This is a genomic window from Pantoea rodasii (genome assembly GCF_002095465.1).
In the GTDB taxonomy this organism is placed as follows: domain Bacteria; phylum Pseudomonadota; class Gammaproteobacteria; order Enterobacterales; family Enterobacteriaceae; genus Pantoea; species Pantoea rodasii.
Genome location: NZ_MLFP01000010.1, coordinates 1 through 12,503, shown reverse-complemented (window position 1 = coordinate 12,503; position 12,503 = coordinate 1). Strand labels below are relative to the sequence as shown.

Annotated in this window: 11 protein-coding genes, 1 tRNA gene and 1 riboswitch; of the genes, 11 read left to right on the top strand and 1 reads right to left on the bottom strand. The window is 56.8% G+C overall.

The genetic code is table 11. The features are described from left to right. The first annotated feature begins 148 nt into the window (after positions 1-148). Positions 149-243, top strand: a riboswitch (guanidine-I (ykkC/yxkD leader). 62 nt (positions 244-305) lie between these two features. The 7 genes from HA45_RS13955 to HA45_RS13925 all read left to right on the top strand — a co-directional run bounded on the left by HA45_RS13955 (position 306) and on the right by HA45_RS13925 (position 8,540). Further along, the gene (locus HA45_RS13955) at positions 306-1,364 is read left to right on the top strand and encodes a putative urea ABC transporter substrate-binding protein (protein WP_100701520.1); all 1,059 of its coding nucleotides are present in this window, start codon (positions 306-308) and stop codon (positions 1,362-1,364) included. Between the two features lie 14 nt (positions 1,365-1,378). Next, on the top strand, positions 1,379-2,191 hold the full coding sequence (locus HA45_RS13950) for an ABC transporter permease (protein ID WP_058961099.1): 813 nt from the start codon (positions 1,379-1,381) through the stop codon (positions 2,189-2,191). A gap of 14 nt (positions 2,192-2,205) precedes the next feature. After that, the gene (locus tag HA45_RS13945) at positions 2,206-2,967 is read left to right on the top strand and encodes an ABC transporter ATP-binding protein (RefSeq protein WP_100701519.1); all 762 of its coding nucleotides are present in this window, start codon (positions 2,206-2,208) and stop codon (positions 2,965-2,967) included. 11 nt (positions 2,968-2,978) lie between these two features. Then, positions 2,979-3,686, top strand: a complete 708-nt coding sequence (locus HA45_RS13940) for an urea amidolyase associated protein UAAP1 (RefSeq protein WP_100701518.1) — start codon at positions 2,979-2,981, stop codon at positions 3,684-3,686. Next, positions 3,686-4,321 (top strand): urea amidolyase associated protein UAAP2, encoded by a 636-nt coding sequence (locus HA45_RS13935; protein WP_038643857.1) that lies wholly within the window; start codon positions 3,686-3,688, stop codon positions 4,319-4,321. The genes HA45_RS13940 and HA45_RS13935 overlap by 1 nt, the downstream gene beginning before the upstream one ends. Before the next feature lie 80 nt (positions 4,322-4,401). Continuing rightward, a complete protein-coding gene (uca, locus tag HA45_RS13930; RefSeq protein ID WP_100701517.1) occupies positions 4,402-8,001 on the top strand; it encodes an urea carboxylase in 3,600 nt (1,199 codons plus the stop codon). Between the two features lie 242 nt (positions 8,002-8,243). Continuing rightward, positions 8,244-8,540: an HTH-type transcriptional regulator gene (locus tag HA45_RS13925; protein WP_100701516.1), complete on the top strand. Its 297-nt coding sequence runs from the start codon at positions 8,244-8,246 to the stop codon at positions 8,538-8,540. Between the two features lie 45 nt (positions 8,541-8,585). Here the strand turns inward: HA45_RS13925 and HA45_RS13920 are convergent, their stop codons facing one another. Continuing rightward, on the bottom strand, positions 8,586-9,179 hold the full coding sequence (locus HA45_RS13920; RefSeq protein ID WP_100701515.1) for an HD domain-containing protein: 594 nt from the start codon (positions 9,177-9,179) through the stop codon (positions 8,586-8,588). Between the two features lie 61 nt (positions 9,180-9,240). Between HA45_RS13920 and HA45_RS13915 the strand changes: the two genes are divergently transcribed. The 4 genes from HA45_RS13915 to HA45_RS13900 all read left to right on the top strand — a co-directional run bounded on the left by HA45_RS13915 (position 9,241) and on the right by HA45_RS13900 (position 12,385). Continuing rightward, positions 9,241-9,705, top strand: coding sequence for a MarR family winged helix-turn-helix transcriptional regulator (locus tag HA45_RS13915; RefSeq protein ID WP_100701514.1), 465 nt, complete (start codon positions 9,241-9,243; stop codon positions 9,703-9,705). A gap of 98 nt (positions 9,706-9,803) precedes the next feature. Further along, positions 9,804-10,232: an organic hydroperoxide resistance protein gene (locus HA45_RS13910; RefSeq protein WP_100701513.1), complete on the top strand. Its 429-nt coding sequence runs from the start codon at positions 9,804-9,806 to the stop codon at positions 10,230-10,232. Positions 10,233-10,491: 259 nt separating this feature from the next. Then, positions 10,492-12,183: a kdo(2)-lipid A phosphoethanolamine 7''-transferase gene (gene eptB / locus HA45_RS13905; RefSeq protein ID WP_100701512.1), complete on the top strand. Its 1,692-nt coding sequence runs from the start codon at positions 10,492-10,494 to the stop codon at positions 12,181-12,183. Positions 12,184-12,308: 125 nt separating this feature from the next. Further along, positions 12,309-12,385, top strand: a tRNA-Pro gene (locus HA45_RS13900). The last annotated feature ends 118 nt before the right edge of the window (positions 12,386-12,503 follow it).

Below are 12,503 nucleotides of genomic sequence, written 5' to 3'. Positions count from 1 at the left end.
TGCATTGCTGTGCACCAGGCGAGCAGTTCAAGCTGAACATGGCGTGAATGGTGTTACTTTTCAATGAATTGAAATATTGGCACTTTTTTTGAATGTGTTTAAGCAGATGCAGGAGCGATAGCGGGCAACCGACGTCGCCAGACAATTTGCAATGGGTCACTAGGGTTCCGGTCGAAAGATGCTGGTCCGAGAGTGACCGACCGTCCTCTGACGGTTACACGGCGGGAAAAAAGCCCGGGAGGAAAGCGAGATCGTTGCTCGCCGCCTCCTGCTTTTTTTCGCCCGTTAACGTCAGAGGAACCATCATGATCAAAGCCTGCCTTCGCTTGCTGTTGCTTTGCACCGTCGCGCTGTTCAGCGTTAATACGCTGGCCGCCGACAAACCCTCCTTTAAGATCTGTTGGTCCATTTACGCGGGCTGGATGCCGTGGGATTACGCCCAGCAGAGCGGCATCGTCAAAAAATGGGCCGATAAATACGGCGTCGATATCCAGTTTGTGCAGGTCAACGATTACATCGAATCGGTGAATCAGTACACCGCCGGGGGCTTTGACGGCTGCACCATGACCAACATGGATGCCCTAACCATTCCTGCCACCGGCGGCGTGGACAGCACTGCGCTGATTGTCGGCGACTACTCCAACGGTAATGACGGCATTCTGCTCAAAGGCAAAGGCAACATTGCCTCGCTGAAAGGCAAGCCCATCAATCTGGTCGAACTCTCGGTCTCTCATTATCTGCTGGCACGTGCGCTGGAGAAATCCGGCATGAGCGAGAAAGATGTCAAAGTGGTCAACACCGCCGATGCCGATCTGGTGGCGGCGTTCGGTACGTCTGACGTGCACTCGATCGTCACCTGGAACCCATTGCTGGCCGAAGCGGAAAAACAACCGGATAGCCATTTAGTCTTCTCTTCCGCCCAGATTCCGGGCGAAATCCTCGATTTGCTGGTGGTGAACACCGCCACGCTGAAAAAGTATCCTCAGCTCGGCAAAGCCCTGACCGGAGCCTGGTATGAAACCCTGAAAACCATGTCCGGCGCGAGTGACAGCGCCAAAGCCGCCCGCACCCAAATGGCGCAGGCTTCTGGCACCGATCTGGCGGGCTTCGAACAGCAACTGGCCGCCACCCACCTGTTCAGCGATGCCAAAACCACCCTCGATTTTGTCGATAGCCCACAGCTGAAAGCCACCATGCAGCTGGTTGCGGAGTTCTCCTTCAAGCACGGTTTATTGGGCGAAGGGGCACCGAGCGCCGATGTGGTGGGCGTGGAAACGCCAGCCGGTAATTGGGGCGATACCAACAACCTGAAACTGCGCTTCACCGATGAGTACACCAAGCTGGCCGCTGCGGGTCAGCTCTAAGCGAGGCGATGCCGATGCGTAAATTGATCAACTACCAACCGCTGCCGCTCGGTCGCCTGCTGCTTGGCATCCTGCCGCTGCTGGCGCTGCTGCTGGTCTATCTGTTCGCGTCGGATGCGCGTCTCAGCCTGAATGCCGCAGACAAACTGTTGCCGGGGTTTAACGCGATGGGGGACGCCATCAGTCGCATGGCGTTTCAGCCCAGCCCGCGTACCGGCGAATATCTGCTGTGGACCGACACCGCCGCCAGCCTGATGCGTCTGCTGAGCGGCGTGGCGATCAGCGCGCTGCTGGCGCTGGCGATTGGCCTGTTCACCGGTGCGTTACCGGTGGTGCGCGCGGTGCTGGCGCCGCTGGTGACGGTGGTGGCGCTGGTGCCTCCGCTGGCGATTCTGCCGATTCTGTTTATCTGCTTTGGCCTCGGCGAAGTGTCGAAAGTGGTGCTGATCGTGATTGGCATTACTCCGCTGATTGCGCGCGATTTGCAGCTGCAGGTGGAGAAAATCCCGCGCGAGCAGCTGGTGAAAGCGCAGACGCTCGGTGGGCACAGCGCGCAGATTTTGTGGCGCGTGATCCTGCCGCAGATGATGCCGCGCCTGCTGGATGCGGTGCGCCTGTCGCTGGCGTCGGCGTGGCTGTTCCTGATTGCTGCCGAAGCGATTGCCGCCACCGAAGGGCTGGGTTACCGCATCTTCCTGATGCGCCGTTATCTGGCGATGGATGTGATTTTGCCGTACGTGGCGTGGATCGCGCTGCTGGCCTTTGTGCTCGACCTGTTGCTGCGGCTGATCAGCCGTCGCTGCTGGCCGTGGTATCACGCGAAATGATTCAGGAGCGAACCATGCCATTACTGCAACTGAAAAACCTCGAAAAGCATTACGGCGATCAGGTGGTGCTGGAACGTCTTAACATCAACGTCGAGCAGGGCGAGTTTGTGGCGATTGTCGGGGCATCCGGCTGCGGCAAAACCACCTTCCTCAACATGCTGCTCGGCACCGAATCGCCAACTAAAGGCCAACTGCTGCTGGACGGCGAACCCATCCCCGATGAGCCCGATGCCCATCGCGGCGTGGTGTTTCAGCGCTACTCGGTGTTTCCCCATCTGACGGTGCTCGGCAACGTGATGCTGGCGGAAGAGTTCAGCAGCGCCCGCTGGCTGGGACGCGTGTGGGGCAAAAAGCGCCAGGCGATTCGTCTGCGTGCGCAGGAAATGCTGGCGCAGGTTGGCCTGGAGCACGCGCAAAGCAAATACCCGCATCAGCTCTCGGGCGGTATGCAGCAGCGTTTGGCGCTGGCGCAGGCGCTGATGAAACAGCCGCGCATCCTGCTGCTCGATGAACCCTTTGGGGCGCTCGATCCTGGTATTCGCAGCGAGATGCACCAGCTGATTACCCGCCTGTGGCAGCAGCATAACCTGACCATTTTTATGATCACGCATGACCTGAAAGAGGGCTTCAGCCTGGCCTCGCGCCTGCTGGTGTTCGACAAACTGCGTCATGACCCGCACGCGCCGGAAGCCTGGGGCGCCACTATCACTTACGACCTGCCGCTGGATCGCACACAGCCTGATGCTGCGCTGCCGTCTGAGCCGCAGGTGGCTTAAAGGAGCACTTTATGAATGCCTATCAAACCCTGTTACCGGCGGGATCGCACTGGTCGCTGGTGATGCGCAGCGGCACGGCGCTGACGCTGACCGATATCGAAGGCGGTGCCAACGTCGGCATGCTGTTCTACAACCCGGAAAATCTGCTGGAGCGCTACAACGCGCCCGATACCTTGAAGTGCCAGCACACCTTCCGCCTGACGGCCGGGCATTGCCTTTATTCCGATATGGGACGCATTTTCTGCGGTATCGAAGAAGACAGCTTCGGCTGGCATGAGAGCGTCTGCGGCACCTTAAATGCGGAGCAAACTGCCGCACGTTTCGGCGCCAGCGACTATCAGCAAGCGCGCAATCTGCGTCATCAAAACGGCTACGACAGTTTCCTCGTCGAGCTGGCGAAATACGGCCTCGGCCCGCGTGATATGGCCTCTTGCCTCAACCTGTTTGCCAGGGTGCGCGCCGATGATAACGGTACGCTGCAACTGGAACAGCAGGGTGCGCCGGGTGCACAGGTGCGACTGCGCTTTGCCATGGATACGCTGGTGATGCTGCACACCTGCCCGCATCCGCTGAATGCCAGCAGCGAATATCCGCGCCAGCCGGTGCAGCTCGCACTGGACGCCCAGCGTGCGCCACTGCCGGAAATTTGCCTGGCGCGCGAAGAAAACCAGCGCGGCCTGCGCAACAACGCGCTCTATCAGCTGCAAGGAGAAATCTAATGATCACTGAAAGCTTACTCAATCCCGCCGAAGCGCCATTCCAGCAGCAGGTGAACGCCGGTGATTACTGGTTGCAGCGCATAGAAGCGGGCCAGACCTTGCGTATCACCGATCTGGAAGGTAATCAGGCTGCCGATACCCTGTTCTTCAACGCCGATGACACCGCCGAGCGCTACAGCATGAGCGATACGCTGCGCGGGCAAAAGAATGTGTTCCTTAGCGCGGGCAGCGTGCTGCGCTCCAACTTAGATCGTCCGATGCTGACGATAACCGCCGATACCTGTGGTCGCCACGATACGTTGGGCGGCGCCTGTTCCTGTGAGAGCAACACCGTGCGTTACGATCTGGAGAAGCGCCATATGCACTCCTGCCGTGACAGCTGGATGCTGGCGGTGGCCGAGAAGCCGGAATTCGGCCTGACGCGTCGCGATATCACTCACAATATCAACTTCTTTATGAACGTGCCGGTGACGCACGATGGCGGTTTGACCTTCGCCGATGGCATTTCTGCTCCCGGCAAATACGTCGAGATGGTGGCGCAGATGAACATCCTGGTGCTGATCTCCAACTGCCCACAGCTCAACAATCCCTGTAACGGTTACAACCCCACGCCGATCTTAGTCAGCGTGTGGTGATGCTTTGACGCAACGGGACGACCCGTTTTTTGCCGTCATTGTCCACGCAGGACGACCTGCCGTAATAAGAGATTTCACTCATGATTGATCGCGTATTGATTGCCAACCGTGGCGCGATTGCCGTGCGCATTATCCGTACCCTGCAAGCCATGAACATTCGCGCGATTGCGGTGTATGCCGAAGCCGATCGCCACGCGCGGCATGTGCGTCTGGCCGATGAAGCCTGGTCGCTGGGCGAGGGGCAGGTGCGAGACACTTATCTCAATCAGCAAAAAATACTGGAGATTGCCGCCCAGAGCGGGGCACAGGCGGTGCATCCGGGCTACGGTTTCCTCAGCGAAAATCCCGAGTTTGTGACGCGCTGTGAAGCGGCAGGCGTGCAGTTCCTTGGCCCGAGTGCCGGGCAGATGGCAGCGTTCGGTTTGAAACACCGTGCGCGTGCGCTGGCGCAGGAGAATCAGGTGCCGCTGCTGCCGGGCAGTGGTTTGCTGACTTCGCTGGACGAAGCGCGAGTGATGGCAGAGAAGATTGGCTATCCGGTGATGCTGAAAAGTACTGCCGGCGGCGGCGGCATTGGTATGCAGCGCTGCGACGATGCCGAACAACTCAACGCCGCATTTACCCGTGTGAAGCGTCTGGCAGGAAACAATTTCGCCGACGATGGCGTATTTTTAGAGAAGTTTATCGCGCGTGCGCGCCACATTGAGGTGCAGATCTTTGGCGATGGTGCTGGCAATGTGATTGCCCTTGGCGAGCGTGACTGTTCCGCTCAGCGCCGTAACCAAAAAGTGCTGGAAGAAACACCCGCGCCAGGGCTGAGTGCGGCAGTGCGCGCCGAACTGCAGGCTACGGCGGTCAGGCTGGCCTGCGCCGTCAACTACCGCAGCGCGGGCACCGTGGAGTATGTCTACGATGATGCCAGCGAGCAGTTCTGGTTCCTTGAAGTGAACACCCGTTTGCAGGTGGAACACGGCGTCACCGAAATGGTATACGGCGTGGATTTGGTACGCTGGATGGTGGAGCTGGCGCAGCAAACGTTGCCGCCGATTCACACCTTATCGACCAAAGCGCAAGGCCATGCGATTCAGGTGCGGCTGTACGCCGAAGATCCGGCCAAACAGTTCCAGCCCAGTGCCGGTTTGCTCAGCCACGTCCAGTTCCCGACGGAGAGTGAAAACGCTACGCTGCGCATCGACAGTAGCGTGGAAACTGGCATGGAGGTTTCGCCTTTCTACGATCCGATGCTGGCGAAGGTGATTGTGCATGCGGCCAGCCGTGAGGTGGCATTGCACAGCATGGCGCAGGCGCTGGACGCCACCGAGCTGTACGGCATCGAAACCAATCTGCTGTGGTTGCGCCATCTTTGCTCACTGCCGGAAGTGCAGCAGGGTCGCATCATCACCGCCACCCTGGGCGGCGTGCAGTGGCAGCCGCCAACGCTGGATATCCTCAGCGGCGGCACTTTAACCACGGTGCAGGATGCGCCTGGCCGCGTCGGTTATTGGCACGTCGGCGTGCCGCCGTCTGGCCCGTTTGACAGCCGCGCGTTCCAGTTAGGTAATCGCCTATTGAATAACGACCCGCAGGCGGCGGGACTGGAGATCACCCTGCGCGGCCCCACGCTGCGTGTTAATCAGGCGTGCAGTTTTGTGTTAACCGGCGCACCGATTGCCGCGCAGCTGGATCAGCAGCCGTTAACGATGCATCAGATCGTCACCGCTCAGGCCGGGCAAACCCTGACGCTGGGCGATGTGAGCGAAGGATGCCGCAGCTATCTGCTGCTGGCGGGCGGCTTGAATACCCCGCGCTATCTCGGCAGCCGCAGCACCTTTACGCTCGGTAGGTTTGGTGGCCACGCCGGGCGCGCTTTGCGTGCGGGCGACGTGTTACATCTTGCCGATCCGCAAGTGCTGGCAACGGCAGACTTACCCGCCGAGCTGGTGCCTGAACTCAACGGCGAATGGCAGCTGCGGGTGATTTATGGCCCGCACGGTGCACCAACCTTCTTTACCGATGAAGACATCGAGGCGTTCTTTGCCGCCGAGTGGCAAGTGCACTACAACTCCAGCCGCACCGGCATCCGCCTGATTGGCCCCAAACCGACCTGGGCGCGCAGCGATGGTGGCGAAGCGGGCATGCATCCTTCCAATATTCACGACAACGCCTACGCCTTTGGCACGGTGGATTTTACCGGCGATATGCCGGTGATCCTTGGTCCGGACGGCCCCTCACTCGGTGGATTCGTCTGCCCGGCCACGGTGATCGAAGCCGATCTGTGGAAGCTGGGCCAGCTCAAAGCAGGGGATCGCGTGCGCTTCCTGCCGATCGATCTCAGCAGTGCGGATCAACTGGCACAGGCGCAGCGTGAAGCCATCATCAAACTGCAATCAGCGCCGCTTACAGTGAACGCGGCGCTGCCCCTTATTGATCCCCTATTGCACCATCAGGTAGCAGAAAATGGTCGTCCATCGCTCAGCGTGCGCGCGGCAGGTGACCGCTTCCTGCTGGTGGAATATGGCGATTTGATGCTAGATATCGCGCTGCGCTTTCGCGTTCACGCGTTGATGCAACAGCTGGAAGCCCATCCGCTGCCGGGACAGCTGGAATTAACGCCGGGCATCCGTTCGCTGCAGGTGCACTACGACGCACAACACTGTGTGAGAAGTGAGCTGTTGGCGCAAATTTTGCACATTGATCATGCGCTGGGCGACCTCAGCGATGCCGCTGTGCCCTCGCGTACCGTATGGTTACCGCTCAGTTGGGACGATGCGGCCTGTCGTGAGGCTATCACCCGATACAGTCAGTCGGTGCGCCCCAATGCGCCGTGGTGCCCCAGCAATATTGAATTTATCCGCCGCATCAATGGCCTGGCCAGCATTGATGAGGTGAAGGAGATCGTGTTCAGCGCCGCCTATCTGGTGATGGGGTTGGGCGATGTCTATCTCGGAGCGCCAGTGGCGACGCCGCTCGATCCGCGCCATCGTCTGGTGACCACCAAATACAATCCAGCGCGCACCTGGACAGCGGAAAACTCGGTGGGCATTGGCGGTGCCTATATGTGCGTATACGGCATGGAAGGGCCGGGCGGCTACCAGTTTGTCGGGCGCACCATGCAGATGTGGAACCGCGATCGACAAACCCCGGCGTTCACTCAGCCGTGGCTGCTGCGCTTCTTCGATCAAATCCGTTTTTATCCGGTCAGCGCCGAGGAACTACTCACCATTCGCGAGCGTTTTCCGTGGGGTGACTATCCGCTGCGTAGCGAAGAGGGCGAATTCCGCCTCGCAGATTATCAGGCGATGCTGGTGGCGCAGGCGGAGGAAATCGACGCCTTCCAGCAGCAACGACAGCGGGCCTTTGACAGTGAACTGGCACGCTGGCGCGCAGAAGGGCAATTCACCTTCGACAGTCAGCTGCAGGAACAGAGTACTGAAGAGATTACGGTGCCTGCAGGGTGTAGCCCGGTAGAGAGCCAGGTGGCGGGCAGCGTGTGGCAATGGTTGGTTGATGAAGGCAGTGAGATTGAAGCGGGCGCCACGGTAGGCATTCTCGAATCTATGAAGATGGAAATCCCGATCGTGGCGCCAGTCAGTGGAAAAATCCATAGTTTCTATCGCCAGGCCGGGCAGCAAGTGCAGGCGGGTCAACTACTTATGGTGATCGACCCTTCAGTGGCATAAGTAAGAATAAAAAATAATCAGTAATCAGGCAGCAAAGCCGGGGATCTGACCCATAATTAGTAACCCGGCTGATTGTTGCATTGCTATGACATCTTTTCGCAGTGTGCAACAGGCTCTATTCCGTAACGGTTTGATAATAATAAAGTTGTGGGATATGGCCTGACATGGCCGAGTTTCAGCGCCTACTGGCGCTTACCTCTCTACTTTCACGTGCTTCATAGTGAGTTTTTAAGGAGTTCTCTATGGAAATAAAAGATCCAATGGTCGAGTTATTGAGTAGCCTTGAGCAGATTGTTTTGACACGTGATGCACAACTTTCCGTATCAGAAATTACACTCAACGCAGTATCCGTTCCCGAGCCGCAGCGCTTACGCGAAATGACCGGCATGCAGGTGGATGAATTCGCCCGCGTGATGGGGGTGAGCGTTTCATCTGTAAAAAGTTGGGAGGCGCAACGTACGCGCCCGTCCGCTACGGCACGTAAACTGATGAAACTGCTGCAAGCAAACCCCTATCTGGGGCGGCAGTTACTCGAGTAATAAGAAGACTATCGGTTCTCTGACCCGCCTGCACGGCGGGTTTTTTCAGCTTAACCCACCATATTTCGCCGCCTGTTTCACAAACCAACTCTCGGGCACGCTGTGCGGTGGCTGCGCCAGTTGATCAATACCGTGCTGAATAATCTGCTCTGCCTGCCGCCACAATTGCGGATTGCCTTCGTTCAGCAGTTGAATCTGGATCTGTTTTTCAATCAGGTAGATGCGCGCAAAGTCGGGATCGAACTGCACAATGGCACGGGTGTTATCGATGATATCCGCCAGCTTGATGGTTTGTGCATCGGGGCAGGCTTCGGCGGTGTGGCGGAAGTGCGCCAGTTTACGTGCGGCGCGATTTTTAGCCTCAGGTTGTGAGCTGTCGGTGAGCATATCGACCAGCTGCGCCACGCGCGGACCAAAGTGGCTTTCTATATCTTGTAGCGTGCTCGGCGTATCTTCTACGGTGTCATGCAGCCAGGCGGCGGCAATCATCTGTTCATCATCGGTGACGCTACGCACCAGTTCGGCTACCGCAGCCGGGTGCACAATGTAAGGCTCATCGGTGTATTTGCGACGCTGGCCCGCAGCAGCATGTGCTTGCGTGGCATAACGGCGCGCTTGCTCTTCCAGTGAATCACGCATATTTCACTCTCCGGAATAAAGTCGCTTGCAATTATCTAGCGCGCTATTTATATTGAATCGCATGAACAGTAACCAAGATGACAAAAAAGTGCAGCAGACGCCACTCCAGGTTGATCAACATCTCTGCTTCGCTTTGTACTCGACCAATCTCGCGATGCATAAAGTCTATCGCCAACTGCTGGCCGGGCTGGAGATTACCTATCCGCAATATCTGGTGATGCTGGTGTTGTGGAATCAGGATGATGTGACGGTATCGGAAATCGGCGAGCAGTTGTTTCTTGATTCGGCCACGTTGACGCCGTTGTTAAAACGTCTGGAGGCTGCAGGATTATTGCGCCGCCAGCGTTCACGTCAGGATGAGCGTCAGGTGGTGGTGACCCTGACCGATGAAGGCCACGCGCTGCGCGAACGGGCACAAAGCATTCCCGAAGCGGTGCGCTGTGCCACAGCCTGCGACGATGAAGCGTTGATCGCATTAAAAAATCAGCTGGACGATTTACGCGCCAATCTTAGCCGCGCCAAATAAAGCATTATGGATGTCGCCACCGCGGCATCCTTGATATCAACGTCAAAACTGCACACTGATATATAGTGCGCGATTATATAGCGAATAGTGAGGTTATCATGTCTTTAGAAAAAGTTGTTTATACCGCAAAAGCCAAAGCCACCGGCGGCCGTGATGGTCGTGCCACTTCTTCTGACAACGTGCTGGATGTGAAACTGGGCGTGCCAAAAGAGATGGGCGGTGCAGGCGGCGAAGTGACTAACCCAGAGCAGCTGTTTGCTGCGGGTTACTCGGCGTGTTTCCTGGGTGCGATGAAGTTTGTGGCCGGCCGCGACAAAATCACCCTGCCAAAAGATGCGTGGATTGAGGGTGAAGTGGGTATCGGCCCGATCCCAACCGGTTTTGGTATTGAAGCCAAACTGAATATTCACCTGCCAGAGATGGACGCAGCAGAAGCGCAGAAACTGGTGGATGCGGCGCACATTGTTTGCCCTTACTCCAACGCGACGCGCGGCAACATTGATGTGACGCTGAACATCATCCGCTAACAACACTGCCAGTCTGTATACGAGGCTCCGTGAGGGGCCTTTTATCATTTGATGGGGGCAGATCAATAATTGTCTGGTCTTACCATTGGTTAAATGTTCTACTGCTGCGCTGCATGCGCCCTCATTGCCGTTCCGGTTCAGATTCGTCCCGTTCCTGCTCGTTGCTTGCGCTTTTCTCTCTCACGGACGAACTCTATTGACTTTAAATAGTCACATTTAAGGTTGGTTTATTGACACCGGGTCAGGAATGAATAAGTAAATGAATTATATCAAAACGTTAACGCAGCAAAAGCTGTCGCTGCTGCTTGCGCTCTATCTCGGCATCTTATTGAATTTGCCGATTTTTTATCGCCGATTTGACGGCTTCTTAACACAATCCACACTCTCTAACTGGCTTTCTGCGGTAGCAGAAGTCACCGCTGCGGTGTTACTGACGTTTTTCCTGATGCGTCTGTTATCGCTGGGCGGCAAGTGGATTTACCGCGTCCTTGCCAGCCTGACCGTTGTGATTTCGGTGGCTGCAGCCTATTACATGGCCTTCTTTAATGTCGTGATCGGCTACGGCATCGTGGCGTCGGTGATGACCACCGATGTGGATCTCTCTAAAGAAGTGGTCGGCATGCGCTTTGTGTTGTGGATGGTGCTGGTCAGCGCACTGCCACTGCTGATGATTTGGCGCAATAACCTTAGCCTGACTTTGATTGAGCAGTTGAAAACCCCTGGCCAGCGTCTGAAGCCTGCGGTGATTTTGCTGTTGAGCGTCGCGCTGGTGTGGTTGCCGATTCGCTATTTCGACAAACTGCAGAAAGTGAATGAAGAGATCACCAACATCGATCTGCCGAGCTACGGCGGCGTGGTGGCGCACTCGTATCTGCCTTCTAACTGGATTGCGGCGTTAGGTCTGTTTGCCTGGACCAAAGTCGATGAAGAAGTGGATGGCGCAGAGCTGTTGGATCCGGCGAAGAAGTTTACCTATGTTGCGCCGGCAGGTATTGATGATACCTATGTGGTGTTTGTGATCGGCGAGACCACCCGCTGGGACCATATGGGCATGCTGGGTTATGACCGCGATACCACACCGAAGCTTTCTAAAGAGAAGAATCTGGTGGCATTCCGTGGTGAGTCTTGTGATACCGCCACCAAGCTGTCGCTGCGCTGTATGTTTGTGCGCGAGGGCGGCACCATGGATAACCCAGGCCGCACGCTGAAAGAGCAGAACGTTTTTTCAGTGATGAAAGAACTGGGCTTCACCTCCGAGCTGTTCGCCATGCAGAGTGAGGTGTGGTTCTACGATAACGCCAATGTGAATAACTTCTCGTTCCGCGAGCAGATTGGTTCTGAGAAGCGTAATCAGGGCAAAGCGGTGGATGACATGTTGCTGGTGCCGGAACTGCAAGCGTCGCTGCAACGTTTCCCGAAAGGTAAGCATTTGGTGGTGTTGCACACTAAAGGTTCGCATTACCTTTATTCCCAGCGTTATCCGCGCAGCTTTGCGCGTTATCAGCCGGAATGTATGGGCGTGGATGAGACCTGTAGCAAAGCGCAGTTGATTAATGCTTATGACAACTCGATTCTGTACGTTGATACCATGCTGGATAGCGTGCTGGATCAGCTGCGTGATAAGAAGGCGATTGTGTTTTATGCCGCCGATCATGGTGAGTCGATCAGCGAGAATACGCATTTACACGGCACCCCGCGTGAGATGGCACCGCCAGAGCAGTTCCGCGTACCGATGATGGTGTGGGCCTCGGACAAGTATCTGGATGATTCGACCAATCGCAGCAACTTCGAGCGTTTGCAGGCGCAGCAGCGCGTGGGCAAAACCCATCGCCATGTTGAGCTGTTTGATACCATTTTAGGCTGCCTCGGTTATAGCTCGCCGGATGGCGGGATTAAAGAGGCGAATAACTGGTGTCAGGCACCGGCGGCAACGCCTGCTAAAGCGCTGTAAGGGTTTTCTGGAAGGTGTTGAGCAGCAGGGCTTTTTGCGACGCTGCTTGCTTTCCAGGCGATCGGGCGGATTTTACGGAAAAGGGATTGACGCTCCCATGGGGGAGCAGTAATATTCGCCCCCATCGGCGAGTAGCGCAGCTTGGTAGCGCAACTGGTTTGGGACCAGTGGGTCGGAGGTTCGAATCCTCTCTCGCCGACCATATTTGAAGAAACCTGCTTGAAAAAGCAGGTTTTTTTTCGTCTGTCGATCGTGAGGTCGGTGCTGTCAGGATGAAGACGGTTCTGTGCTTGTTTCCAGAGGCGAGTCTGTTGCTTCTG

What these genes read in the sequence shown, in the direction of transcription:
- HA45_RS13925 (WP_100701516.1), top strand. Translation starts at nt 8,244, where the DNA reads ATGGAAATAAAAGATCCAATGGTCGAGTTATTGAGTAGCCTTGAGCAG.
- HA45_RS13955 (WP_100701520.1), top strand. Translation starts at nt 306, where the DNA reads ATGATCAAAGCCTGCCTTCGCTTGCTGTTGCTTTGCACCGTCGCGCTG.
- HA45_RS13945 (WP_100701519.1), top strand. Translation starts at nt 2,206, where the DNA reads ATGCCATTACTGCAACTGAAAAACCTCGAAAAGCATTACGGCGATCAG.
- HA45_RS13920 (WP_100701515.1), bottom strand. Translation starts at nt 9,179, where the DNA reads ATGCGTGATTCACTGGAAGAGCAAGCGCGCCGTTATGCCACGCAAGCA.
- eptB (WP_100701512.1), top strand. Translation starts at nt 10,492, where the DNA reads ATGAATTATATCAAAACGTTAACGCAGCAAAAGCTGTCGCTGCTGCTT.
- uca (WP_100701517.1), top strand. Translation starts at nt 4,402, where the DNA reads ATGATTGATCGCGTATTGATTGCCAACCGTGGCGCGATTGCCGTGCGC.
- HA45_RS13950 (WP_058961099.1), top strand. Translation starts at nt 1,379, where the DNA reads ATGCGTAAATTGATCAACTACCAACCGCTGCCGCTCGGTCGCCTGCTG.
- HA45_RS13910 (WP_100701513.1), top strand. Translation starts at nt 9,804, where the DNA reads ATGTCTTTAGAAAAAGTTGTTTATACCGCAAAAGCCAAAGCCACCGGC.
- HA45_RS13940 (WP_100701518.1), top strand. Translation starts at nt 2,979, where the DNA reads ATGAATGCCTATCAAACCCTGTTACCGGCGGGATCGCACTGGTCGCTG.
- HA45_RS13935 (WP_038643857.1), top strand. Translation starts at nt 3,686, where the DNA reads ATGATCACTGAAAGCTTACTCAATCCCGCCGAAGCGCCATTCCAGCAG.
- HA45_RS13915 (WP_100701514.1), top strand. Translation starts at nt 9,241, where the DNA reads ATGAACAGTAACCAAGATGACAAAAAAGTGCAGCAGACGCCACTCCAG.